The sequence below is a fragment of the Sporomusa sp. KB1 genome, assembly GCF_007830295.1.
In the GTDB taxonomy this organism is placed as follows: domain Bacteria; phylum Bacillota; class Negativicutes; order Sporomusales; family Sporomusaceae; genus Sporomusa.
The window spans coordinates 1,755,823-1,781,514 of sequence record NZ_VLKC01000002.1 but is presented as its reverse complement, the minus strand read 5'-3'; the positions used below and the strand labels follow the sequence as shown (position 1 = coordinate 1,781,514).

Here is a 25,692-nt window from a genome sequence, read left to right as displayed (position 1 = left end):
ATTTGGGACATGATTAGGTCACAATTAAAAGATTATGTCCCAACACATGAATAAAGCGCATATTTCCGGGGTTCTGCCCTATGGCACAATAATTGCATCTCAATTATATGATAAGCCGCACGGTTACCCATTGCTCTTTTGGCTTAGATGTACTCGCAGTTATTATTCGGCAAAAATTGCTAGATGAAGGGGTGGTTCATGTCAGTGAAACAAGCTTTCTAGTCCAGAGAGAAAGTATAAAACTTTCCCGGGAGTGAACGACTAAGGCTTCGGCCGGCGTCCTTAAGGACTTGGCACAAGTCAAGTCTTTTCTTAGGGAATTGCCTTTTGCAAGCTATACGCAAGCTATACAAACAAGCAATGGACAAGTGTGGTTTGGTTTTTGCATGAAAAATAAAAATAGAGAGGAAATGATGAATATGAATCGATGGGAACAAATTGAATACAAACCGGCTCCACTTTTTGCCCCTACCTTTGGGCCCCTTTCCGGAATCAGGGTTCTGCTTAATGGAACCGTCGTGGCAGCTCCCTTCTGTGCGACGATGATGAGTGACTTTGGTGCCGAGGTAATTGCTCTTGAACGGCCTAAAGTAGGCGGTGATCCTGCCCGCCATCAGAAACCACAGATTGTTGAAGGAGACAAGCATATCGGTGGTGGATGGATGCAAAATTCCAGAAACAAATTAAGTTTTGCCTTGGAAACCAACCTGAATATACCGGAATCCAAAGAAATCTTTTTGTCGTTGATTAAGAACTCAGATGTTTGGATTGAAAACATGGTTTGGATTGACAAGCTGGGAATCACCGATGAAATGTTAATGGAGGTCAACCCCAAATTAGTCATCTGTCACATCAGCGGTTACGGAACAACTGGATTTGGCGGTGAGCAAAGACACATAAACCGACCCGGATATGACCCCTTGGGACAGTCTGAATCGGGCTGGGCGCTGCTGCAGGGTTATCCTGATCTTGCGCCATACTATGCTCAGCAGTATGTAGGTGACTACCTGACAGGTTTAATCGCAGTCAACGGAATTTTGATGGCTTATATGAATGCCCAAAAAACCGGCAAGGGTCAAAGGATCGATGCTAGCTTGACTGAAAGCTGGATGAGGGTAATGGATGACAACTTTGTCCTTTGGACCATGAACAAAACCCTCAAACACAGACAGGGCATCATGCAGGTGGCTTTCCAGCCAGCAGGCGTTTTTGAATGTGGGGACGGAGGATTTATTAATCTTGGTTCCTATGGAAAGACAGCTTACAATAACGTATTAAAAGGCTTTGGCATTGACTCGAAGAAATACTCCTACGAAGAATGCAGCAGCTCACCGGAAGCAGTTGCCAGTCCGCTGGGGCGTGAACTGGATGGTATTTTCAAAAAATTCTTTAAGGACCATACGGCACAGGAAGCAATAAACATTTGCATTGACAACAAGATCTCAGCAGCACATATTAAAACCGCTGAGGAGGTTTACAATGAACCGCACTGGCGCATGAGAGGTGACTGGGTAAAATACACCGATCAGACGCTAAACAAGGAAGTGGAAGCCTTTGGTGTTATGCCTAAGCTCTCGGAAACTCCGGGACAGGTATGGCGTGGGGCTCCGGCTCTAGGACAGGACACGAATAAGATTCTTACCGAACTCCTTGGCTACAGCGAAAGCGAAATTGAGGCGTTAAAGGGTAAGGGTATAATTGATTAAGCATTGCCTGAAAGAGTATCCAATATGGGGATAAAGCGAGACTTAGCTTTAGGTAGGGTTTTAACCCCATCTGAAGCTAAGTCGAGCAGCTTGGTTATCGGATAAGCTAATGATGAGGTTGGCAGACATTAGTCGTGCCAACTTTATTTCTTTATTCGGCCCATGACTTGGCGGATATAACCAGAATGCGAGCAAAATTAATTTGGGACAGAATGGTTTCACAAATAAAATTGTGTGTCCCAAAGCCAGATTTGTGTGGCGAATTAGAGGCGCTTAACGGTTGGCACAATACTTGCAATATTAAGAGATGTCAGCCGAATTTATTATCCATATCTGTTTTGGATTATATCTAGGTTTCTGGCTAAAAACTCCCACGGAGGAGTTTTTTAGGAGGTGGCATCCAAAGTAAAAGATAGCCACAATAATTAATTAGTTGAAAAACTAAATTTTCAAAGGAGGAAGCTAAATGTCTGCAAAAGAATGGCAGTGGCAGGAAGGCGAATATACTGTAACCCGTTCTACTCATTGGTCAGGACCGGGTTGTCATGATGGGTGCGGCCTTCTGTATTACACGAAAGATGACAAATTAGTAAAAGTCGAGGGAGACCTAGATAATCCCTATAACATGGGAAGATTATGTATGCGTTGCCTGAATCAGGTGGAAGCATACAATAGCCCCCAACGTCTGAAATGGCCGTTAAAGCGTGTCGGTGAGCGCGGCGAAAATAAATGGGAACGTATTTCCTGGGACGAAGCTTACGATATTATCGTTGAAAAAGTCAAAGGTATCCAAAAAGAATTTGGCGGCAAGTCAATCGTCGGCATGGAAGGTACCGGGAGAAATATTATCTGGCAGGTACCTTATCTGACTTATGCTGCATTTGGCAGCCCCAACTATGTGCTGGGATTCCTGAGCGGTGATTCCTGCTATCTGCCTAGAGCTGCGCAGCAGGCGGTTATGAATAGTGACTTCTTCGTTGCTGACTGTGGACAATTTTTTGAAGACCGCTATAATAACCCCGAGTTTAAGTGCCCGGAAGTGATCATGATCTGGGGTAATAATCCTATCATCAGTAATGGCGATGGGTTCTTTGGACATTGGATTGTTGATGAAATGAGAATGGGAGCAAAACTCATTGTTGTTGACCCTCGTTTGACATGGTTGGCAGCGAGAGCAGATTACTGGCTGCAGTTAAGGCCCGGAACTGACTGTGCGCTGGCTATGGGTATGCTAAATGTCATTATCAACGAAGATCTTTATGATCATGATTTTGTTGAAAACTGGTGTTCAGGATTTGAAGAATTAAAAGAACGTGTTCAGGAATATCCGACTGACAAAGTTGCTGAAATTACCTGGGTTCCGAAGGAAATCATCGAAGCCGCAGCACGGCGTTATGCTAAAGCCAAACCGGCATCTATCCAGTGGGGTCTGGCTATTGACCAACAAGTTACCGGTATTGCGACTGCCCAGGCCGTTAATAGCCTATGGGCGATAACTGGAAATACAGATGTCCCGGGTGGGAACATCATTGCCAAGAGCGGATTCAATGTTGATGATGGCTATAGCTGCGGTTACGGCTGGGTGCCTAAAGAAATCCAGGAAGAACGCTTTGGAAATGAGAAAAATCCTCTTAAAAAGTATGGGTTAGCTTCAACTGCCCATGGGGATACATGCCTCGAGGCAATTGAAAATGGCGGTCATCCGTACCCGGTTAAAATGTTGTGGTTGCAAACCACAAATACCTTTGCCAACATGGCATCTGAGGCACCCCGCGTTTATGAGGCCATGAAAAAAGTCGACTTCAATGTAGTAGTTGATCTCTTCATGACTCCGACTGCCGTTGCTTGCGCAGATATCGTCTTACCTGCAGGTATGAGTGCAGAACGTGATAGTTTCAGAGCCTGGTTTGCACCGCTGCGTGCTATCACCAAGTTAACACAGTATGAGGAATGCAAATCCGACGAGCAGATTATTCTTGACCTTGGAAAACGTCTGCACCCCGAAGCCTTCCCCTGGGAAACTGTGCCAGATTGGTTAAACTGGAAAATGGGCAATGACAAAGACAAATATCCGGATGCCTTCAAGTATGAATGGTCCGAAGAAGGTAAAAAGTTCCGTGAAAGAGGTAATACACAGGGTCTTACTTATTCGGAACTTAAGGAAAACGTTTATATTTACCCCGAATGGCAGTACAAGAAATATGAAAAAGGTCTTCTGCGCCGTGATAGACAGCCTGGTTTCAATACGGCTGACGGCAAGGTTCAATTATATATTGACTTGTTTGACGCCTTTGACGTTGATCCGTTGCCGACTCATATTGAACCGCCAGAAAGTCCCTATTCAGCTCCTGAGCTGTATAAAGAATATCCATTAATTCTAACTTCAGGTGCACGTTCATGGGAATTCTTCCACTCTGAACATCGGCAGCAGCCCACTATGAGAATGTTCCATCCACAGCCCTTGGTAGAAATTCACCCTGATACTGCCAAGAACTTGGGTATCCAAGAAGGAGACTGGGTATGGATCGAAAGCAAGCGTGGCAGATGCAAACAAATCGCTACATTAAAAGTTGCTATTGACCCCAGAGTAGTAAGTGCTGAGCATGGTTGGTGGTTCCCGGAAAAAGAAGGAGCCGAGCCGAGCCTCTTTGGGACCTTTGATTCCAATATTAATAACCTGACCTCCCAGTGCCAGAACGGGCCAACTGGTTATGGAGCACCTAACAAAAACTTGCTTTGCCGGATTTATAAAGTAACTGAAGAAAATAGTAAAATAATGCCAGGTGAACAAGTCACCCGAAGAGGAGGATGGGAATATGTCAGAGCTCAACTGCCAGAATAAAGAGACCAAAGGAAAAGCAGCCGCGTTTCCCCAAGCCAGAGAGGGTTTGGAACGCCTTCTAAAATCAGAGGAGACCTCTGGAAATGGTCTGTTAATTGACTACGAATATTGCACAGGCTGCCACGCTTGTGAAGTTGCCTGCATCAAAGAGTTAAATCTTGGTCCCAATCAATACGGTCTTAAGCTACTGGAAGATGGACCTCGCAAGATGGCTGATGGCAAATGGGATTTGAATTATGTTCCTTTCCCCACCTCACTGTGCGATCTGTGTAAGGACCGAACCGCTGAGGGCAAGATACCTAGTTGCGTACAGCATTGCCAATCACTGGTAATGAGTTATGGCCCTGTTAAAGAACTGGCTGAAAAAATGGCAAGAAAGCCCAAAATGGTATTGTTTACACCTAAATAAGGTCCGGTTTGGGACATAACTTAGTGGTTTACCTGGAGACAAAGGGATCTTTTCCCTTTGTCTCCAGATAATTATTTGATTTTTAATTAAGGAGGAATTGGAATGGTAATTACTGAAGAAGACATCCTGAATGCAAAAAAAGCTTTTGAAAACAAGGAAGAAATTACTGATGAAGCAATAGCTACCCTTTACGCCAAAGCATTAACACGGAACAGCAAAAAATTTCCCGAATTACCGCAAAAGGTTAAGTATGTTGCGTTAAAACAAGCATCAGGTACGTATATTGTGGATTGGAGATCAACAGAAACTTGTTCTGCTGAAGGCAGGCCTTAAGAAATCAGCTAATCATTTGCCTGATAACGAACAAAAGGCAGCCTGCAACCTTAGTAAAATCGAAGTATTATTGACTAAAGTGATTTTACCGCAACTTTGCTGAAATGGTCAGGGACCATTTCAGCAAAGTTGGTCCCTGACCATTTCACCAAAGTTGGTTTTGCTAATTACTTATGATAAAGATAATTACTCAAGGGGAAATATGATAAAGGCCGGCTGGCTACCAATTTTACTGTGAAGATATGGATGGTCTTTTCTTTTGGGACAACTCGTGCTTGTACATTCTTTTATGACCCATCGAACTGAAGTAAGCGAGAATCTTATTGTGTGATGCAATAAAGCCATAATTTTCTCAAAAAGAAAAAATACTATGTGTAGAAAATGCAAGGCTGAGCTTCCTTTGCCTTGAGTATCAATTTGAAGCGTAGAAAATTCAATAAGTATTAGGGAGATGTTAAAATGTGTTTTAGACCTCCATCTATAGTAAAACCAGCAAAATGCCCTGATTGTGGTACAGTAAATCCGCCAACGAAAAAAATCTGCAGTAAATGTCAAGCAGATCTTACGATTACACAAATAAACCCTATCAATTGGTTTGATATCCCGGTTAATGATTTGTTGAGAGCTAGGACGTTCTACGAAACAGTGTTTGGCTATTCCCTTACTATTAATGAAACGGAAACGCCGAATAGGGCCTATTTTCCATTTACACCGGCAATAACCGGAACAAGTGGTTCTTTGGTAAAAGCGGATGGATATACGCCTTCAGAAACTGGGTGTATAGTTTATCTATTGGTTAAAGATATTCCGGAAACCTTAGCTAAAATAGAAGCTAATGGGGGGAAAATACTTCAGTCTCAAACAGCAATGGGAGATCTTGGCTTCATTGCTCATTTCCAGGATTGTGAAGGCAACCGGGTGGGTTTGTATACAACGACAATGGCTGCAAAAATGAATCCTGTCAATTGGTTTGAGATTCCAGTTAATGATCTGATGAAAGCTAAGAATTTCTACAAAACAGTGTTTAGCTATTCTCTTCCTTCCAGTAGTAAAATGGGAAAGTTGGATATGGTTTGGTTTCCAATGAAACCCAAAACCCCCGGAACATGTGGTTCTTTGGTAAAAGCGGATGGGTATATACCTGCGGAAACCGGAAATGTAGTTTATCTGTCGGTTAACGATATTCCGGGCACCCTAGTTAAAATAGAAGCTAATGGGGGAAAAACACTTCAGCCTCAGACGGAACTAGGCGAGCTTGGCTTCATTGCTCATTTCCAGGATTGCGAAGGCAATCGGGTGGGGCTGTACAAGCATAAATAGGGTCATCGGTAACTTAAAATGGAAAAGGTTTGACTAAAGTGAATTTACCGCAACTTTGCTGGATTGGTCTCTGACCATTTCGGCAAAGTTGGTTTTGTTAATTGAGTAAATTTTATAATTCATATTTGAGTTATTCACAAAAAGGTAAGGAAAATTAAAAAGAAGAATCATAGATGCGGCGCAAACTCAGCCCTTCTACGTTTCTTCTTTTTGGTTTTTTTGGGGTACTAAACTTCATTAGGTTCAAGTACAGTGCCACATCGTTTACAAATCTTATTATCCTTAAGATTTGCGCGTCTACATTTTGGACATTTTATAATTTTTCTATTGATGCTTGTGCATCTCCCACACTCGTTACAGCTTAAGCACGTGCCCATACAGCTCATCCTCCCTGAGAATTTATACATTTATTTTATCATACCATATTTTACTCTTGTTTTTTAAAGTTTTTAGTTTTTAGGATAGGTACAAATTTTGTGAAGGAAAATCCCCCAATAGCAGCACTTTCCCTAGATAGACTGGCCATCTCAATATCGAATCAATTTGGGACAAGGTTGACTCATAATTAAAGGATTGTGTCCCAACGCCTTAATAAGGGTGCATATTTTCAGGGTTTTCACCTATGGCACAATAAATGCATTTCAAATATATATTAAGCTGAACGGAGAAATGGATTTTTTTGTAATAAACAGGAGGTTGCGATGAAAAGCATTCAAACTAAACTAACGGTTACTATTCTCATTATCTTCTTGATAGCGATGAGCGTTTTGGGTGGCCTCAACTACTGGAAAGCGCGAACAATTGTTACCGGAGAAATCACAAGCAGCATGGAAAAACTAGCGGAGAATTCTGCGCTTAGTATTGGTGATTGGTTGGATAAAGGCATTTTCCATCTTGAAGGGATAGCAAAGGCGCCGGCAGTCCAAAGTGGTAATCTGGAAGAGATGGCTCCTTTTTTTGTACAGGTTAAAAAAAATATGGTTAAATTTGCCACCATTGGATACGTAGCGCAAAATGGGCAAGCAATCGACGCAAAAGGGTTCAGGCTGAATTTTGGATCAAAGACTTGGTTTCAAGAGGCGATGCAAGGTAAAGCTAGCGTATCTGACCCGGTTTTATCGCCCTCTGGCGATTTGGAGATCGTACTGGCAGTGCCGATCAAGGTGGAGGGGAAAATTAATGGTGTATTGTTTGGCGCAATTAGTATAGCGGATATTAACCAAAAGGTGCTTGAGATTAAGGCGGGAGAGACTGGCTACGGTTTCATGGTGCAGGAGAATGGCTTACTAATTGTTCATCAGAACAAGGAAATGGCAATGAAGATTAATGTTTTAGAAAGCAAAGAGGCCAGTTCGGCTATAAAGGCAACGTACGAACGTATGGTTAAGGGAGAAAAAGGGCTTGCCCAATACGATGATAAAGGTATTGCTACCACAGTGGCATACGCGCCTGTGCCTAGAACAGGCTGGTCATTGGTGGTGAAAGTTCCTACTGCTGAAGTGTCAAAGGAAGTGGCGTCGTTAACGGTAATTTCGTTGGTGACAATCATTGTAGTTTTGGTTTTGGCAGGTTTACTTATTGCCTGGTACGCCCGCAGTATGACGAAACCCCTCCGCGAACTGGAAATGGCGGCTAACCGGATTGCCGATGGTGATATTTCAAATATAACACTGGATAGTAACGCTGACGATGAGATTGGCCGACTAAGCCATAGCTTCGAACAGATGGCCGGGAACCTGCGTGATCTTATCCAAAAAATTAGCGGGGCCACAGAGCAAGTAGCGGCTTCATCGCAGGAACTGACAGCTAGTTCGGAGCAATCGGCTCAGGCCGCCAGTCAGATTGCCACTTCGATTACCAATGTGGCGTCGGGAGCCAGTGAGCAATTGGCTGCAGCCAACGATACCACTGCTATTGTGGAACAGATATCCGCTGGTATTCAGCAGATCGCTGCTAATGCCAACCAGGTAGCTGCTCACTCGGCCCAGGCGGCCGAAAAGGCGAAAGACGGTGACAAAGCGGTGGAGAAGGCAGTAAATCAGATGGGCCAAATCGAAGAAACAGTCAATGCTTCCTCCCAGGTTGTATCAAAGCTGGGCGAACGTTCGAAAGAAATCGGCCAGATCGTTGATACCATTTCCGGTATAGCTGGCCAGACCAACCTTCTGGCGCTTAATGCGGCTATTGAAGCGGCACGGGCGGGAGAACAAGGCCGTGGATTTGCGGTGGTGGCCGAGGAAGTCCGTAAATTGGCTGAACAGTCCCAGGAGGCAGCGAAAAAGATTGCCGAGCTAATTGGGGAAATTCAGGAGGATACGGATAGGGCGGTTGTGGCCATGGACAACGGCACACGGGAAGTCAAAACCGGGGCCGAAGTTGTCAATACTGCAGGCGCTGCCTTTAGGGAAATTGCAGGCCTAGTGACAGGGGTATCAGGCCAGGTGAAGGAAATTTCGGCAGCCATGCAGCAGATGGCTTCAGGCAGCCAGCATATCGTGGATTCGGTCAAAAGGATTGATGATTTAGGCAAAAAATCGGCAGGTGAGGCTCAGGGAGTTTCGGCAGCTGCGGAAGAACAATTGGCTTCCATGGAGGAAATTGCAAGCTCTAGCCAAGCGTTGGCAAAGCTTGCAGAAGATCTGCAGGTGGCAGTGTCTAAATTTCAAGTATAGAGAAAAAATATGGTTTGATACGTTAAGTCAGAAAACCCCTGCCAAATTTACATTACTTGGCAGGGGCTTTTTGTGTAAGATAAAAAATAAAATATAGCACATAAAAAAATTTTAAGATTTTGTCGCCAGAACCTAAAGAATTAGTCTGCATTTTTTGTCAACTTACTAGTAAGGTTATGCTTATAGGTGTACAATAAATCTGGATTATTGTCTCTAGTCAGATTTTGTGCCAATACAAGGTACAATATTCTATATAAAGGAAAAATTTTATTATGAAATGGACTGTAGGGAAAAAAATAAACATCGGCTTTTTCTTCCTCTTAACGCTCATTATTGTTATAAGCTGTTTTACATACTGGAAGATTGGCGAAATAACTTCATCTTACCAAGAATTCAGCAAAGTCAATATTGATGTAAGGGAGATGGTGCAGGGGACGGCGGCAGATATTGCAAATGAGGGTGTTGTTATGCGCCGGTTCAACTTTACTGGCGATCCCAATGATATTCCGATTTATAATGATTATAAGGCAAAGGCTAATGAACGGATACATTGGTTGGAAAGTAATCTTAGAACCGAAAATTCAAAAGCATATCTTATTATCGTAAAAAAAGAAAAATCATCCTATGAAGAAATTGCAGAAAAGTCTATGGCCGCCAAGCAGGCGAATAAGCTAGAGGATGTCGCTATGTACATGGCTCAAGCCGGGCAGCCTTATAAAGAGGCTATGGCTGCTACGGAAGCTATAATTAGCGCTACTAAAGAGTATGTAAGGCAAGAACAAGAAAAATATGCTCAAAATGCTGTGCATTCGAAGATAATTCTCGTTGTTGTCAATATAATAGTAATTATTCTGGCAATGATCATTTCCTTTTTGGTTTCTCGCAGTGTTGCCCGTGAACAGGCTTTGCAAGAAAGCGAAGCACGTTATCGCGCGATTATAGAGGACCAGATAGAGCTAATTCGTCGTTTTCGTCCTGATGGCACCTTAACATTTGTAAATGGAGCATTATGTAATTGGTTTGATAAGTCGATGGAAGAACTGCTTGGGAAAAATGTTATTTTACTTATTCCTGCTGAAGAACGTGAGATTTTTAAAGAACAGTTATTTTCATTGCATGTGGACAACCCGGTTGCTATGTCCGAGCGGAAATTTGTCAAACCAGATGGAGAAGTACGTTGGCAGCAGTGGGTAAATAGAGCTATTTTTGATGAAAGTGGTAAATTACTTGAGTTTCAGTCAGTGGGGCGGGATATTACTGCCCAAAAGCAAATAGAGCAACAGTTAAAAGAAAGTGAAGCCCGTTATCGTGCAGTTGTAGAAGATCAGGTGGATTTAATCCGCCGTTTTCTTCCAGATGGCACACTGACTTTTGTTAATAGCGCGTTTTGCCGTTATTTTAGTAAAAGTATGGATGATATAATTGGCCGAAATTTTATAAACTTTGTACCACCGGCGAATCGGGATGCTATCTTACGTCTTTTTGACGGCCTTAGTCCTGAACACCCGGTTGCAATGTCAGAATACAAAATTGAAACTAATAATAGTAATTGTTGGCTTCAATGGAATAACCATGCAATATTCAATGAGTTGGGTGAGGTCATCGAATATCAATCAGTGGGACGGGATATAACTGTCGAAAAAGAGGCTCAAATCAGAGTGGCAGAAGCTAGAGAAGCTATTGAACGTGCTGCGAGGGTTACAACACTGGCCATTATTGGCGGCGGTATAGCACATGAAATAAATCAGCCACTCAATGCAATTCGTCTTTTGTCAGAAACCGTTTTGTTGCATTATCAGTCAAAAGGTGATATGCCAAGTGGAGAAGTTATTAAAAATGTTTCAAATATTTCTCAGCAGGTGGATAGAATTGATAATATAGTGAATCATCTGCGCTCTTTTCTGCGTAACAGTCAAAATTACGATTATACACCTTGTAATTTAAATGATATCGTCGAAAAGGCATTATCCTTGGTAGGAAATCAGCTTATTTCGCGCCATATTCAAGTTAATCAATACTTAGCATCCAATTTACCTTTTGTTTATGGTGCGCCTATTCGTTTTGAGGAAGTATTACTCAATTTACTGATGAATGCCATGCAGGCTTTAGATGCTGCTTCTTCAAACCAAAGAAAAATATCTATTTGCACCTGGAATGATGACGAAAAAGTATACCTGGAAGTAAGAGATAATGGTCCTGGTATTAATGAAGCTATGAAAGAAAGAATTTTTGAACCGTTTTTTTCAACCAAATCCGGGGATTCTATGGGGCTTGGTTTATCGATAATTCAGTCCATTGTTATTGCCAGCAATGGGTCTATTAGTGTTGGGAATAATTCTCGTGGCGGCGCGAAAATAAAGGTGTCATTTCCTGTATACGCAGAATAAAGAAGGGAGATAAGCCATGCGTATTTTACTTGTCGATGATGAAAAGGAAAGCAGGTCTTTTTTGGCTGATTATTTACTATTGCTTGGTCATCACGTTGATGAGTGTTCTTCTGGTGAAGAGGCTCTTGAAACCTATAAAAGAAATAGGTATGAGATGGTGTTGTCTGATATAAAGATGGGCGGCATGTCAGGAATTGATTTAATACGAGATATTAAGGCACTAAAATGTAGTCCGGAAGCTGACCTTGTTTTATATACAGGATTTATCGATATTGCCCTCACTATTGGAGCATTACGAGTCGGAGCCTATGATTATCTGACAAAGCCAATTAATGTGCAGGAATTAAAAGCAGTTTTAAATCGGGTTGAAGAACACCAGTTTTTATTAAACGAGAATAAAGAATTGGTACAGCATTTTGACGAGAAAGTAAAGAGTGCTACAAAAGATACCGAGCGTCAGTTAGAACAATTAAAAAAGATTATTGCAGAGCAGGCCGGAATAGGTCATGTTGGTGTATTTTCCAATAAAATGAAAAATATTGTTCAGCAAGCTGAGAAATATCACACTGATCGCTCACTCCCTGTTCTTATACAAGGGGAAACTGGTGTAGGAAAAGAGATTATTGCTAGAATGGTGCATTATGGCAAGCTGGAAAATCCCGGTCCATTTATTGATATTAATTGTACGGCTATAACACCTAGTTTGTTTGAAAGTGAATTGTTTGGCTATGAAGCTGGTTCTTTTACAGGCGGAACGTCACGTGGCAGTAAGGGTAAACTGGATATGGCCATGGGAGGAACGTTGTTTCTTGATGAGATTGCAGAAATTCCGATTGAATTACAGCCTAAGTTATTGCGAGTACTGGAGGAAAAAAGTTTTTACCGGGTCGGTGGTTTAAGGAAAATAAAAACTGATTTAAGAATTATTTGCGCAACAAATGTGGATTTTGAAAAACGTATTGAGCAGGGTTTATTTAGAACAGATTTGTACTACCGGCTTAAAGTTGGACAAATTATTATACCGCCGCTGCGCGAACGGCAGGAGGATATACTTCCCTTATCACTAATGTTTTTGCAAGATTTTGCGCAGCGGCGCGGAAAGCACTTTGCGGGTATAAGTAATTCAGCGGCTGAGTTTCTTTTACATTATCCATGGCCGGGTAATGTTCGTGAACTTAGAAATGTGATGGAATGGGTTTCCTTCATGTATGATGAAGAGGAACTTAAAATAGAACATTTAAGTAATATTAATAATAGATACAATAAAACTTCAAATGGAGCGACAAAAGCAGAATCCGCCTTCGATGGTTCGCAAAAGAAGCTGGAAGCGCAATCGGATAACTTTGCTTTACAAGATCGTGTCGATAGTATGGTGGAAGAAGCATTAGAAAAGTGTGGCGGAAATAAAACTAAGGCTGCTAATTATCTTGGGATTGCAGTACGAACACTATATTACCGGCTTGAAAAGATGAAAAAAAAGCGATCAGAAACATAGTGTGCAAAAAATTATCTAAATATGTAAAAACTGCAGACCGTGCAAAAAAAGCCTGCAGTTATTGCAGGGTCTGCAATAACTAAATGTTTTAATTAAACTAATTATTTATGAATATTACAATAATTTATGTAAAAAATAAGTAGTGATAAAAAATAAATATCGGCTATGAACCTTGAATAGTCTGATAGTGTACGGTTTATCTTTAAAAACCTGGATAGTAAAAGCAAAAAAAGCATGCCTTGCTGGCATGCTTTTTGCTTTTATTATCGGCAGAAGTGACAATAAGCGTCTTACTAGTATAAGGAAAGCGGCGCAGTACGGTACGTTTTATAAAACAAAGGAGGATGAATTATGAATTATTGTACACCCCCGGAAATTGCTCAAAATTGTATGGAAGCGCAGGTGAAAAGGGCAACAATGCCTGCTGGCAAACTATTCATACTAGGGATACTTGCTGGTTGTTTTATTGCATTTGGTGCTGAAGGCTCAACTATGGCAGCTCATGATCTTACTTCTCTTGGTGCAGGCTGGCAACGATTTATCACAGGTTCAGTTTTTTCTGTAGGTCTTATGTATGTTATTATCTGCGGAGCGGAATTGTTTACCGGCAATGTACTCATGCTGACCGCACTTTTTTCCAGAAAGATTAGTTTTTATGATGTTATGAGAAACTGGACGATTGTATTACTGGGTAATATGGTGGGTGGAATACTGGTAGCCTGGCTTATGTATATGACTGGACTGTTTAAATTTAATAATAATTTGCTTGGTGCAGCGACGTTAGCAACTGCTGTTGCTAAAGTGAATCTTACTTGGGGTGAAGTGTTTTTCCGCGGCATACTTTGTAACTGGCTGGTTGGTCTTGCCGTATGGATGAGTTTTTCTTCCAAAGATATTATTAGTAAAGTGGCAACTTGCTATCTCCCGGTTATGACTTTTGTCATGAGTGGTTTTGAGCATAGTGTTGCAAATATGTACTATATTCCTGCTGGGTTATTTGCAAAAACTATGCCGGCAGTGGTAGAGGCAAGCAAATTAGGAGTGAAGATAGATACTCTGACAATCGAAACAACCATTATGAATAATTGGATACCTGCCGTATTGGGGAATATTGTTGGTCTTGGTATTTTTGTGGCTATGTTTTATTGGTATAGTTACATGCGCACTACGTCATCTGTTGGTTGCACGAGTGGTGTTTTAGCTGCTATGAAGAAATAGGATAACTCTGGGAATGCATTAGCATTTTGTATACGATAGGAGACGCTTATTTTGATGACCAAGATGCAAGGGATTATCAATATTGATAAAGAGTTATGTATCGGTTGTAAGCGTTGTGCAGCTATTTGTCCTGTAGATGCTATAGAAGGCAAAAAGGGAAGCCCTCAAATGATTAATAGAGAGCGCTGTATTATGTGTGGTCAATGTGTGCAGGTTTGCACTGCCTATGCTTCTGTGCTTGATGAGAATCTTGCTTTACGAGGAAAAAAGCTGCAGGAACGTAATATGCTTCCTTCTGTTAAAGAACCCTTGTTTGCAGCTTACTATGCAGGTCATGCGCCAACTGTAAAAGAGGTCTTAGCGAATCATAACCTTCTTACGATGGTGCAATGTGCGCCAGCTGTTCGTGTGGCTATTGCTGAAGAGTTTGACATGCCATTGGGAAGTTTAACACCAGGTAAAATGGCAGCTATCCTAAGGGAATTAGGTTTTAATCGAGTTTATGACACGTATTTCTCGACTGAGCTCACAATTATGGAAGAAAGTAGTGAACTTCTTGAGCGCATTATTGGAGGCGGCTTACTGCCAATGTTTACTTCTTTTTGTCCTGCCTGGGTAAAATTTATTGAGCAGGATTATCCGGAGTTGATCTCACATCTGTCATCTTGTAAATCTCCACAGCAAATGGCGGGCACGTTATATAAGACATATGGTGCTGAAATTGATGGTGTGGATGCTGCAAAAGTTTATAGTGTTTCAGTTGTGCCTTGTACGGGTAAGAAGTTTGAATGTGAACGTCCTGAAATGAGAGATAGTGGCTATCGTGATGTGGATGTTGTTATTACTACCCGGGAACTTGCACAATTAATTAAGGATGCGGGCATTGATTTAAAGGACTTACCTGAAAAAGAATTTGATAAGCCGTTGAGGATTTACTCTGGAGATGGCACTATTTTTAGTGCTGCTGAGGATGTCATGGAGGTATCTTTGCGTACTGGATACGAGCTGCTTGCAAAGCAAGAGATTTCTGATGACAACCATAAATTCGTCGGGGGTGACGAAGGCGTGAGAAAGTCAGAAATTAAAATCGGAGATCGGACAATAAAAGTGGCAGTAGTTGCCGGTTTGAAGAATGTTGTGTCCATTTTGGCAGCAATTAAAGCTGGAAAAGCAGATTTTCATTTCGTGGAAGTTATGGCCTGCCCTGGCGGATGTATTAATGGTGGTGGACAACCGAAAATAATCATGCCTGACGACGAAGTAATCGTGTATTCTAACCGAACCTTTACTGCTGAGGTGCAGGAGCAAAGTATAGAATATAGGAATTTGCATAATCGACAAGAAATCCAAGAGATTTATGAAGAATTATTGGATGAGGATGTTATCCAACAGCTGCTTCATACAAAATACAATCCACGGGGGTGGTGTGAAATATGATTTGTGTGTGAGGTATGGGGACCTAGTGCGCAACCTGATTATACTATAAATCCATGTTGGTTTAGAGGTGAAATTTGTGCTTATCGATCAATTATATTTTGCGATACTATGTTTGTTTGCGTTAGGTATATTTTCTGCGTTTGTCGCTCAAAGCAATCCCAAAGCCACCAATTATCTATCGCATGGTTTTGCTGCATTAGGGTGTCTGGCAACTGTAGGCTGCGCGGTAGTGGCGCTACAGACAGGAGAACAGACTATAGCTGTTGCTTTAGGAGCTCCTCTGGGTCTTATTAAAGTCAGAATCGATTATTTAGCGGCCTATTTCCTGTTAGCTTTTGGAATAGTAGGTACTGCTGCCAGTGTGTATGCGATCGGATACAGCCGGGAGTATTATGGACGGCGGTTAGCAGTCTTAGCGTCACTCTTTAATGCATTTTTGCTATCCATGGTTTTAGTATTGACGATTAGCCAAGTAGTCGCTTTTGTTATTGTATGGGAACTAATGACGGTGGTGTCATTTTTATTGGTTAATCATGAATATGAAAAAACATCCAATACGAATGCCGCTTACATATACATTTTAATGACTAATATTGGTACTGCTTTTATTGTAATAGCATTCTTGCTACTTGCTGCTGCAGCCAATAGTTTGGATTTTGAACTTCTTAAAGGAAGCGCACTTACTGAACCGATGAAAAATGTAGTGTTTCTGTGTGCTTTGATTGGTTTTGGTACCAAAGCGGGTGTTATGCCGCTGCATATTTGGTTGCCAGAAGCCCATCCGGCGGCTCCAAGTCACGTTTCAGCCATGATGTCAGGCATTATGATTAAAACAGCAATTTATGGCATGGCGCGCTTTTTCCTTGATTTCTTAGGGGTAGGTCCTGCGTGGTGGGGAGAATTAATCTTAGGTTTAGGAATTGTATCCTGCGTTCTTGGGGTATTATATGCGCTTATGGAACATGATCTTAAACGTCTTTTAGCCTATCACAGTGTAGAAAATATTGGCATTATACTGCTTGGTATCGGTGCTGGTATGGTGTTTATGAGCAATAATTATCCAACTCTTGGCGGCTTGGCATGGGCTGCCAGTCTTTATCATGTGTTTAACCACGCTGTTTTTAAATCCTTGTTATTTATGGGAGCAGGGGCGGTAATGTCTGCTACCCATACCAAAGATATCGAACAGCTGGGTGGCTTAATCAAGAAGATGCCCTATACTGCTTTTTGTTTTTTGATTGGTGCGGCCGCTATTTCAGCGCTGCCGCCGCTTAATGGTTTTGTTAGCGAATGGCTAACTTTTCAAGCCTTGTTTTTTTTACCCAAAGCTATTGTTGGCTTAACTGGTAAGCTGGGGGCAGTTGCCCTAATAGCTTTACTTGGGTTGACAGGGGCTTTAGCTGCCGCTTGTTTTGTTAAAGCCTTCGGCGTGACTTTTTTAGCAATGCCTCGCAGCAAGCAGGCGGAGCAGGCAAAAGAAGTTCCCGGCTCCATGATACTAGGGATGGCAATGCTCGCAGTGGTGTGTGTTGCTGCTGGTGTATGGCCTCAATGGATGATTCATATTCTTAAAAATGTGGTAGCAGGGCATGCTGGTTTAGCGGCAGATAATCTTTTTCAAACCAGCCAATGGTATGCAGTAGCATTCCAAGCTCAGCAAGGTAGTTTTGGTCTGATTACTATGCCAATCGTTGTAATTATAATTGCCGTTTGTCTACTTGTAGCTTTCTTATTTGCCCGTGCTGCAGGAACTCCCAAAGTGGAAACCAATGAAACCTGGACTTGTGGTCAAATACCTACAGCTCGCATGGAATATACGGCAACTGGATTTGCTGAACCTATCCGTCGCGCATTTGGTGATATTTTGCATCCGGTTGCCCGGCTGACGACAGACGACGCAGCGCAAAATCCGTATCATGGCGTTAAGATGTCGCTAAAGGTACAGGTTAGTTACTTTATTAATGAATATCTGTATCAACCGCTAGCTAATGGAATTCTTAATCTAGCCAGTAGCTTCAAACGGGTTCAGGCTGGAAGTTTGCAGCTTTACATCGGTTATATCATGGCAGTTACAGCAGTGGTGTTGATTATAGGGACAAGGTGGTGACCATATGTCTATTACGGCAACTATTATTCAAGTTATAGCTTTGGTCATACTGGCGCCCTTAGTTCAAGGTATAGTTAAAAATACAAAAGGACGTTTGCAGAGCCGGAGGGGTCCGGGTTATTTCCAGCCGTATTTTGATTTTGTTAAATTCCTCGCCAAAGACAGTGTGGTATCTCCGACTGTATCATGGGTATTCCATTTTGCACCCTATATATATTTTGCAACAGCGATTGGTGCAGCGGCGTTGGTGCCGACTATTTTTACTGAGACTAATGGGCAGTTTGATAACTTGTTTATTTTAGTATACCTATTGGCTCTGGGGAGATTTTTTCTGGCTATTGCATCGCTTGATGCTGGCAGTTCATTCGGAGGAATGGGTGGTTCGCGGGAAATGTTTGTTAGTGTCCTTGTGGAGCCTGCGTTGATGATTACCCTATTCACAGTGGCAATCAGTGCCAATTCGACAGTATTGTCTGCTATGGCCAGTAACGCAGCCAGTGAGCCTATTTCATTATCAACAGTTCTGGCGGCGATTGCGTTTTTGATTATTACGGTAGCTGAAACAGGGCGTATCCCGGTCGACAATCCGGATACCCATTTAGAATTGACCATGATCCATGAAGGCATGGTGCTGGAGTATTCCGGTAGATCTGTGGGTTTAATTTTTTGGGCTGCTGCAATTAAACAATTAGTATTTATTTTGTTACTGATCAAGCTCTTTATTCCCTGGGACCTTCCAGGCTTTGATTCCAATGTAATGTCTGCAGTATCCATGTTTACTAAGGTTCTTATCATGGCGGTTTTACTTGCCTGCATAGAATCCAGCACTAATAAAATGCGCCTATTCAGGGTGCCAGGCCTTATGGTTGCAGCGGGATGCTTGTCATTGCTGGCACTAGTGGCTCAGTAATAAGGGGGTAAGAAGAGCAATGGATCTATTAACGGTATTGCTTTTGTCAGCTGCGATTTTACTGACAAGAGTATCAAACTTAAAGCTAGGCATTCATATTGTTAGCGCGCAGTCTGTCATTGTTGCTATCGCCTGCGTTGTTGCCGGAATTCAAACTGGACAAGTTCATATGTATATTGCCGCCTTGCTGACAGTCGTAATCAAAGTCGGACTTATTCCGTACGCTTTATATCGGGTATTGCCTTATTTACATGAGGAACGTGAAATTGTAAAACCAAACTTCAGTACCTTTACTGCTATTTTGGCCATCATTTTAGCATATGGTTTGATTGGTAAAGCGTTGCCGGGCTTTGCTGCAGCATCTACGCTGCCTGCTGCAATTTCTTTATCCTTTATTGGACTGTTGCTGATTATGACCCGCAATCAAGCGCTGCTGCAGATTATTGGTCTGATTACCATGGAGAATGGACTGTATTTGATGGGCTTATCTATCACGCAAGGTTTGCCGTTAATCATTGAATTGGGGATATTCTTCGACGTGCTGGTGGCAGTTGTTGTTTTGGTTATCTTGACTTACCGACTGAAACTCTCCTTGGCTACTACTGATACAGGCCTGCTCAAGAAGTTAAAGGGGTGATAGTATGCAGGAGATAATCTTGCTTGCATTAGTAATACCAGTTGTTACAGGATTGTTGACGTTACTACAAAGAAATCAGACTGTTATCAGAGGAATTAATTTTCTAGGAAGTGCTGCGACTAGCGCTGTTCTTATGGTTATTATTTACGGTATTACCCAGCAAAACGTGTTTAGGTCAGAGCATTTTTATGTGGATCATTTAAGTGCGGTACTATTATTTGTGGTAGCTTTATTGACCTTTACAGCCACGCTGTTTTCTTTATCGTATATGGAAAAAGAAGTGCATGAAGGTAGCATAACGCTAGCCATGCTGCCACGCTATTATGCACTATTAAATTTGTTTAGTTTTGCCATGATTAGCGTAATTGTTGTGGGCAACCTTGGTTTGATGTGGGTGGCTGTAGAAGGAACAACGTTAGCCTCCGCATTATTGGTCGCGTTTTACTTTAACCGCGATGCTCTGGAAGCGGCTTGGAAGTATGTTATGATTTGCACAGTCGGAATCTGTTTAGCTCTCTTCGGCACTATTATATTGTATTATGCTCAAGTCAGCATAGGTGCTGGCGGACAAGCGCTGGATTGGCTTACACTCAAAAATATAAGTGGAAAACTGGATCCTTCTATCATGAAGATTGCTTTTATATTCATTCTTATTGGCTATGGCACAAAAGCCGGATTGGCTCCGATGCATACCTGGTTGCCTGATGCGCATAGTCAGGCACCTTCACCTGTCAGCGGACTTTTGTCCGGAGCGCTGCTCAGTTGTGCACTGTATGCCTTGGTACGTAATACGATTATTGTACAGGGAGCAATTGGGGTTGAATTTTCCCACTATATGCTATTAGCATTGGGAATTTTGTCAATCGCGATAGCTATTCCTTTTGTTTTGACACAGCATGATGTAAAACGGTTGTTGGCCTATTCCAGTGTCGAGCATATGGGTATCATTACATTAGGGCTGGGTGTTGGTACACCGCTGGCTGTTTATGCGGCTTTACTGCATATTGTCAATCATGCAATAGCAAAGTCTTCCTTATTTTATCTGGCAGGCATAGTTACCCAGGAGTACAAAACCAAAAATATTAAACAAATTTATGGTATTGCCCGGGTTATGCCACTGGTGGCTACGATGTTGGTTATCGGCATTTTCGCTATTACTGGCACGCCTCCGTTTAATATTTTTACATCTAAGTTCTATATTGTTTTATCCATGTTTGAAAATCAGCAGTGGTTGCTTGGCAGTATTACGTTGTTTTTACTCACTGGTATTTTTGCTGGCATGATGTACTATTGTTTAAAAATGGGTTTTGGCTCTGCACCAAACGAACAATACCGTTTCCGTATGTCTTTTACAACCATGACAGCTATGACACTTTCGCTGGTAGTTATTGTTGTTGCGGGGCTATACCTGCCGCCGGTAGTGAATAGCGTATTAGTGCAGGCAGCTGAAATTGTATTAGGAGGTTAGCAAATAGTGGAAATGGTTGAATATGTAACTATTCCTGCGTCTAAATTGCAAGAGGCTGCCGAGGCTATTTATGAAGAGGGTAAAAACCGACTGATAGCTATGTTTGCTAATGACGAATGCGGCTTACACGGCAACTATGCTATATATTGTGTTTTTGCTGTAGGGAAAGATTTTAGAGTAATTAAAGCGCTGCTAGCAGCGACCGGAGCACTAGAGTTTTCCTCCATAACTCCCCATATATCGGCAGCAGCATGGTATGAACGGGAAATATATGATTTATTCGGCTTAAAACCAATAGGTCATCCAGATTTGCGTGCGCTGGTATTACACGAAAACTGGCCGGATACTATTTATCCGTTACGTAAGGATTTTGATGTTACTGCACCGGTGCCAACGGCCAATAGGCCTTGGCATATGAATAGCGTAGAAGGTGAAGGCGTATTTGAAGTGCCGGTAGGGCCTATTCATGCCGGTATCATCGAACCAGGTCATTTTCGCTTCAGTCAGGCTGGTGAATCCATCCTGCGTTTGGATGCCAAAATGTTTTTTGTTCATCGCGGGATAGAGAAAGCCATTGAAGGATTGCCGTTAGAAAAAGCCTTTTATCAGGTTGAACGTATCTCGGGTGTTTGTGGCGTAGCGCATTCTCTGTCCTACTGTCATGCCATTGAAGCGCTGGCCGGGGTTGAAGTCCCTAAAAGGGCACAGTATATGAGAGCGCTTGTTGCTGAATTGGAACGTCTTTATAATCATGTTGGTGATATCGGCAACTTGTGTGCTGGTATGGGCTTTGCAGTGGCGGTTATGGCAGGAGCACGTATGAAAGAAGCCATTATGCGCGTCAATGAAGCTGTAACCGGAAATCGTTTTCTACGGGGCATGGTGGTACCCGGTGGAGTAAGGCAGGATATTACTACTAATCTGGCAGATGAAATTATCAATCTGTTGGATGTACTTGAACCGGATTTTACGGAAATGATCGGTCTTTTCCGTACAAACGACGCGTTTTTGAATCGGGTTAATACAACTGGGGTTGTCTCTCGCCAAGCAGCGCTGGATTTGAGCGTGGTAGGCGTGGGAGCGCGGGCCTCAGGGGTAGATATTGATAGTCGTCGTGATTATCCATATGATTGTTATTCGAAACTAAAATTTGAGGTTCCGGTATATACGACCGGCGATGTAGCCGCCCGGCTTTGGGTGAGGGTAGATGAAGTATATCAAACTATGCAGCTGATACGTCAGATTATTGCCAAGATGCCTGATGGAGCGCTTATCATTGCTATTCCTGAGATTAAACCATATAGTTGTGGCTTTGGCTGGAGCGAGTCGTCACAAGGACATTGTATTCATTGGTTGATGGTAGGCGAAAATAATACGATTTACCGGCTTTTTGTACGTGCCGCGGCATATTGTAACTGGCCGGCGCTTACGGTAGCAGCTCCTGGAAATATTATTCCGGATTTTCCACTGGTTAATAAAAGCTATGAATTATCGTATGCCTGCCTTGACCGATAGGAGGAAGAGACACATGTTGAATATATTGCGTAAAATAATTTCCACAGGGACAGTAACTGAAAATTGGGATACGGCACTACCAGCCCCGCGTTTCCGGGGTGAGGTAGTGGCCAACAGCTCTGCCTCTTGCCAGGATTGCCAGAAATGTGCGGCTGTTTGTCCAACAAAGGCAATCAGAGTTATTCCCGGATCAATTAGTATCGATCAAAAAGCTTGTGTATTTTGTGGCCTTTGTGTAGAAAATTGCGAAGCGGCCTGCTGTAAGCAGACCGATAATTACAAATTAGCTACTTTGGGCGCAGGTCTTGCTGATGAAGCTGCATCTGAGTTTAAGCGTAAAATACGGTCATTATTAGGCCGCTCTCTACATGTTAGACATGTAGATGTCGGATCATGTAACGCTTGTGATTTTGAGATGAATCATTTGTGTAATCCCATATATGATATACAGCAGTATGGGGTGGATTTTGTACCTTCACCACGGCATGCAGATTTACTTATGGTAACCGGTGTTGTTACTCGTAATTCAACACAAGCGCTGCAAATGACTTATGATGCTACACCGCATCCAAAGCTAGTTATGGCTGTAGGGGCTTGTGCAGCTAGTGGACAGATTTTCGGTGAGAGCTATGCTATTCGGGGCGCGGTTGATCGCATTATTCCTGTTGATATCTATGTTCCGGGTTGCCCGCCACGTCCACAGGCATTAATTCATGGTTTGCTGCTTGCTTTAGACCGTTTAAAGTAAGCAGAATTACGAGAAGGTGTCACAAGGACAAGGTGTCTCGAGGACAGGTCTGTAGCAAATGGCAAAGTCTGTGTATTAGGCAGTGTGCCAGGATATGCTCGAATAAAAGCCACCGCAGATTCCACACCATGCTGCGAGGTAATAAGTATAGGAGCCAATAAGACGCTGAGAGGAACTAATAAAGCTTCTGATGGACCGCTAACTTTTTACTAGGAGGATGGCAGCAGATTGGGTCTAAACCGGGAAATAGTGCGAAGGTCAGTTATGTCAAAGGACCTGTCCTCGCGACATTTTGGCCTTGATGATTTGAGTATTAGGTTAGGTGTTTTATAGAAAAGGTTAATTAAATTTTACTAATTTATGTGAAAGAGCATATTTGTAAGCAGTGATAATTATAGTTCTGTTAAAAACTGCTTCCGGATCATTGCCGTAATAGGCTCCACCTGGCATATTGCCAGTGGTTTTGTATAAGCATTTTGGAGGGTAATTTCCCCAGAGCTCATCATTTTTTATCAAAATAGAACCATCTTGGTTCCACTGATTGCTATTGGGGTTAAATGAGCATTTAAAGGTAAAAGTTTGCTTTTCAAAAGAAATATTATTATTGAAATTTTGGGTTCTTAATTTATCTAAGGTACTTTCATCTGGTATGCAGATCAAGCTATAAGTCATTTCAAAAAGTGAAGCTTGCTTAGTTTTAGCTGTTACTTTTACATTTAGTGATTCTGTACGAAGATACTTAACAAAGCCGTTTTCTGTAACGGTATATATATCTTCCGCAAAGCACACATTGGTTAACATGGCCAAAATAATTGTGAGTAAAAGTTTTTTCATGATAGCATCCCCCTTGATTTAAACTATTTCCTGTGTGGATATAAAATAATTCCATTTACAGGAAACGTCTACTATCCTGACCATATATTTTATATGTAATAATTCCAATAATAATTCCAATTTGTACTTTGAGTACGTATTTTAAGTGGTAATATGGTGTGGGCTTGGAACGCAAAAAATCCCCTATCGCGGTTATTTACCGGGTAAGGGGATTTTCTGTCTCTCTGTCTGCAGTATGATGCTTCAGTAAGGCGTTTAATGATCGACTTTGGCACTGGACAGATCCAAGGTAGTTAGCCTTTGTTAAGGTTAAAATTGTTTACTTATAACCATACCCTTCTGGTCTGAATGTATATAAGGCTGCACTCTAACATTTCTCGAACCATTTATTTTCCCGACCGTTTTGGCAGTATAGTGACCGATCAGAGCACCAGCGACAACATCCGAACCCCAGTGCCGGTTGTCATTAAGCCGGCCATATGCTGTAAGTGTGGCAAGTCCATAAGCAAGAAAAGGAACTGATTTATCATCGTCGCCATATTCATCGGCAATAACTGTAGCTAGTGCGAAGGCAGCAGCTGTATGGCTAGACGGGAATGAGTCCTTTTTACCATCTGGTCGCTTTCTGTTGGTAGCTAAGTGGATGACTTCGGTAGAGAGCACGGCAATTCCCATGCTTTCAAGTCCATTGACTGCCAATGCACGTTGCTGTTGGTTTCCAAGAAAATATGCACCTGTTAAATAAGCCGCACCCACTACCGGGAATGCATTCCCAACATTTGCTATGTTATTTGTATTCTTACTGCGTTTTTCTTGAAACCAATTTTGAATGTGGCTATCATTTTTATATGTAAGGTAAGTAAATCCGCCGAGCAATAAAAATCTGTTCCAATTTGCAGTATCCCAGTGCTTGGGACTTGTTAGGACTTCCCCGGTATCTTTTAACAGCTTCTGGGGTAGTATACGTTCGCTACCCGGTTGATCGGTTTTGGTAGCAAAAGGGATGGTTGTGGAAGTTTTCGCTGGCGGATCATTTGCTGCACACATGGAAGAAAATCCAAAGAGGAACAAGAATACAAGCAATGTAACAAGTTTTTTCATTATACCTATTTCTCCTTTTCGACGTAAGTGACAATTTAAATAAGTATTATTTCGACACATAGTAAATAAATCCTTGGGTGGGTGAAAAAAGCAACATCGCATCTTTTGTTGGTATACCAAGCCTTTCGTGGTGGTTTGGCAGGATGCACGGTCTCGATGCATATTACAGAGACGGGTTTTAGTGGGGCTGTCGCATTAACGAAATTAGTGTGGCGGCTTTTTTCTGTTAAAAAAAATCCCCGGACTTCGAAAAGTCCGGGGAAAGGTCGGTAATAGGCAAAATTGCAGGTAAGCAGCTTTATCTTAGTACGCGAGTCAAGACTCTCGCCTCTACAGGCGGCGTTAACTCAGGTGGAGTAGACTCTCCACCTGAATCCTCAATGTTTCAGCTATGCTGAAACGAGTTCACTTCTTTAGAAAATCTTTAAAACACCTCCTGGATTAATATAGTATAATTACATTAAAAATGCAGCAGGTGTCTAGTGAGACACTATACGCATGGGAAAAACGGCAAAACGGTACTTTGCCTAGGTTTATCCCATTTTCCCTATAC

The 25,692-nt window shown here is 42.2% G+C and carries 18 protein-coding genes; 16 read left to right on the top strand and 2 right to left on the bottom strand.

Annotation, left to right across the window (positions count from 1 at the left end):
- The first annotated feature begins 386 nt into the window (after nt 1-386).
- The 16 genes from SALPA_RS11965 (at nt 387) to nuoB (ending at nt 23,204) form a co-directional block, all read left to right on the top strand.
- Nucleotides 387-1,706: a CoA transferase gene (locus SALPA_RS11965; RefSeq protein WP_222427972.1), complete on the top strand. Its 1,320-nt coding sequence runs from the start codon at nt 387-389 to the stop codon at nt 1,704-1,706.
- Between the two features lie 466 nt (nt 1,707-2,172).
- Nucleotides 2,173-4,548, top strand: coding sequence for a molybdopterin-dependent oxidoreductase (locus SALPA_RS11960; protein ID WP_145094069.1), 2,376 nt, complete (start codon nt 2,173-2,175; stop codon nt 4,546-4,548).
- Entirely contained in the window at nt 4,523-4,957 is a 435-nt protein-coding gene (locus SALPA_RS11955; RefSeq protein WP_145094066.1) for a 4Fe-4S dicluster domain-containing protein, read from the top strand. Before SALPA_RS11960 ends, SALPA_RS11955 begins: the two co-directional genes overlap by 26 nt.
- A gap of 102 nt (nt 4,958-5,059) precedes the next feature.
- The gene (locus SALPA_RS11950) at nt 5,060-5,290 is read left to right on the top strand and encodes a hypothetical protein (protein WP_145094064.1); all 231 of its coding nucleotides are present in this window, start codon (nt 5,060-5,062) and stop codon (nt 5,288-5,290) included.
- 459 nt (nt 5,291-5,749) lie between these two features.
- Nucleotides 5,750-6,610, top strand: a complete 861-nt coding sequence (locus SALPA_RS11945) for a VOC family protein (protein WP_145094061.1) — start codon at nt 5,750-5,752, stop codon at nt 6,608-6,610.
- 701 nt (nt 6,611-7,311) lie between these two features.
- On the top strand, nt 7,312-9,282 hold the full coding sequence (locus SALPA_RS11940) for a methyl-accepting chemotaxis protein (RefSeq protein WP_255451171.1): 1,971 nt from the start codon (nt 7,312-7,314) through the stop codon (nt 9,280-9,282).
- Between the two features lie 272 nt (nt 9,283-9,554).
- Nucleotides 9,555-11,669, top strand: a complete 2,115-nt coding sequence (locus tag SALPA_RS11935) for a PAS domain S-box protein (protein WP_145094058.1) — start codon at nt 9,555-9,557, stop codon at nt 11,667-11,669.
- A gap of 16 nt (nt 11,670-11,685) precedes the next feature.
- Complete coding sequence (locus SALPA_RS11930; RefSeq protein ID WP_145094055.1) at nt 11,686-13,164, top strand: sigma-54 dependent transcriptional regulator; 1,479 nt, start codon at nt 11,686-11,688, stop codon at nt 13,162-13,164.
- 351 nt (nt 13,165-13,515) lie between these two features.
- A complete protein-coding gene (locus SALPA_RS11925) occupies nt 13,516-14,382 on the top strand; it encodes a formate/nitrite transporter family protein (protein ID WP_145094052.1) in 867 nt (288 codons plus the stop codon).
- Nucleotides 14,383-14,436: 54 nt separating this feature from the next.
- Nucleotides 14,437-15,819 (top strand): [Fe-Fe] hydrogenase large subunit C-terminal domain-containing protein, encoded by a 1,383-nt coding sequence (locus SALPA_RS11920; RefSeq protein WP_145101918.1) that lies wholly within the window; start codon nt 14,437-14,439, stop codon nt 15,817-15,819.
- A 76-nt stretch (nt 15,820-15,895) separates the two neighbouring features.
- Complete coding sequence (gene hyfB / locus SALPA_RS11915) at nt 15,896-17,926, top strand: hydrogenase 4 subunit B (protein WP_145094050.1); 2,031 nt, start codon at nt 15,896-15,898, stop codon at nt 17,924-17,926.
- A gap of 4 nt (nt 17,927-17,930) precedes the next feature.
- Nucleotides 17,931-18,836 (top strand): respiratory chain complex I subunit 1 family protein, encoded by a 906-nt coding sequence (locus tag SALPA_RS11910; RefSeq protein WP_145094047.1) that lies wholly within the window; start codon nt 17,931-17,933, stop codon nt 18,834-18,836.
- Between the two features lie 19 nt (nt 18,837-18,855).
- A complete protein-coding gene (locus SALPA_RS11905) occupies nt 18,856-19,473 on the top strand; it encodes a hydrogenase (protein WP_145094044.1) in 618 nt (205 codons plus the stop codon).
- Nucleotides 19,474-19,477: 4 nt separating this feature from the next.
- A complete protein-coding gene (locus SALPA_RS11900; RefSeq protein ID WP_145094041.1) occupies nt 19,478-20,941 on the top strand; it encodes a hydrogenase 4 subunit F in 1,464 nt (487 codons plus the stop codon).
- A gap of 12 nt (nt 20,942-20,953) precedes the next feature.
- Nucleotides 20,954-22,456 carry an NADH-quinone oxidoreductase subunit C gene (locus tag SALPA_RS11895; RefSeq protein WP_145101916.1) on the top strand — a complete coding sequence of 501 codons (1,503 nt, stop codon included), beginning with the start codon at nt 20,954-20,956 and terminating at the stop codon, nt 22,454-22,456.
- Between the two features lie 13 nt (nt 22,457-22,469).
- Nucleotides 22,470-23,204, top strand: a complete 735-nt coding sequence (gene nuoB, locus SALPA_RS11890) for an NADH-quinone oxidoreductase subunit NuoB (protein WP_145094038.1) — start codon at nt 22,470-22,472, stop codon at nt 23,202-23,204.
- Nucleotides 23,205-23,543: 339 nt separating this feature from the next.
- Here nuoB and SALPA_RS11885 read toward each other — a convergent pair whose 3' ends face one another.
- Entirely contained in the window at nt 23,544-24,038 is a 495-nt protein-coding gene (locus SALPA_RS11885) for a hypothetical protein (protein WP_145094035.1), read from the bottom strand.
- A gap of 309 nt (nt 24,039-24,347) precedes the next feature.
- Nucleotides 24,348-25,139 (bottom strand): phosphatase PAP2 family protein, encoded by a 792-nt coding sequence (locus SALPA_RS11880; protein WP_186451046.1) that lies wholly within the window; start codon nt 25,137-25,139, stop codon nt 24,348-24,350.
- Nucleotides 25,140-25,692: the final 553 nt, after the last annotated feature.

What these genes read in the sequence shown, in the direction of transcription:
- SALPA_RS11965 (WP_222427972.1), top strand. Translation starts at nt 387, where the DNA reads ATGAAAAATAAAAATAGAGAGGAAATGATGAATATGAATCGATGGGAA.
- SALPA_RS11960 (WP_145094069.1), top strand. Translation starts at nt 2,173, where the DNA reads ATGTCTGCAAAAGAATGGCAGTGGCAGGAAGGCGAATATACTGTAACC.
- SALPA_RS11955 (WP_145094066.1), top strand. Translation starts at nt 4,523, where the DNA reads ATGTCAGAGCTCAACTGCCAGAATAAAGAGACCAAAGGAAAAGCAGCC.
- SALPA_RS11950 (WP_145094064.1), top strand. Translation starts at nt 5,060, where the DNA reads ATGGTAATTACTGAAGAAGACATCCTGAATGCAAAAAAAGCTTTTGAA.
- SALPA_RS11945 (WP_145094061.1), top strand. Translation starts at nt 5,750, where the DNA reads ATGTGTTTTAGACCTCCATCTATAGTAAAACCAGCAAAATGCCCTGAT.
- SALPA_RS11940 (WP_255451171.1), top strand. Translation starts at nt 7,312, where the DNA reads ATGAAAAGCATTCAAACTAAACTAACGGTTACTATTCTCATTATCTTC.
- SALPA_RS11935 (WP_145094058.1), top strand. Translation starts at nt 9,555, where the DNA reads ATGAAATGGACTGTAGGGAAAAAAATAAACATCGGCTTTTTCTTCCTC.
- SALPA_RS11930 (WP_145094055.1), top strand. Translation starts at nt 11,686, where the DNA reads ATGCGTATTTTACTTGTCGATGATGAAAAGGAAAGCAGGTCTTTTTTG.
- SALPA_RS11925 (WP_145094052.1), top strand. Translation starts at nt 13,516, where the DNA reads ATGAATTATTGTACACCCCCGGAAATTGCTCAAAATTGTATGGAAGCG.
- SALPA_RS11920 (WP_145101918.1), top strand. Translation starts at nt 14,437, where the DNA reads ATGACCAAGATGCAAGGGATTATCAATATTGATAAAGAGTTATGTATC.
- SALPA_RS11910 (WP_145094047.1), top strand. Translation starts at nt 17,931, where the DNA reads ATGTCTATTACGGCAACTATTATTCAAGTTATAGCTTTGGTCATACTG.
- SALPA_RS11905 (WP_145094044.1), top strand. Translation starts at nt 18,856, where the DNA reads ATGGATCTATTAACGGTATTGCTTTTGTCAGCTGCGATTTTACTGACA.
- SALPA_RS11900 (WP_145094041.1), top strand. Translation starts at nt 19,478, where the DNA reads ATGCAGGAGATAATCTTGCTTGCATTAGTAATACCAGTTGTTACAGGA.
- SALPA_RS11895 (WP_145101916.1), top strand. Translation starts at nt 20,954, where the DNA reads ATGGTTGAATATGTAACTATTCCTGCGTCTAAATTGCAAGAGGCTGCC.
- nuoB (WP_145094038.1), top strand. Translation starts at nt 22,470, where the DNA reads ATGTTGAATATATTGCGTAAAATAATTTCCACAGGGACAGTAACTGAA.
- SALPA_RS11885 (WP_145094035.1), bottom strand. Translation starts at nt 24,038, where the DNA reads ATGAAAAAACTTTTACTCACAATTATTTTGGCCATGTTAACCAATGTG.
- SALPA_RS11880 (WP_186451046.1), bottom strand. Translation starts at nt 25,139, where the DNA reads ATGAAAAAACTTGTTACATTGCTTGTATTCTTGTTCCTCTTTGGATTT.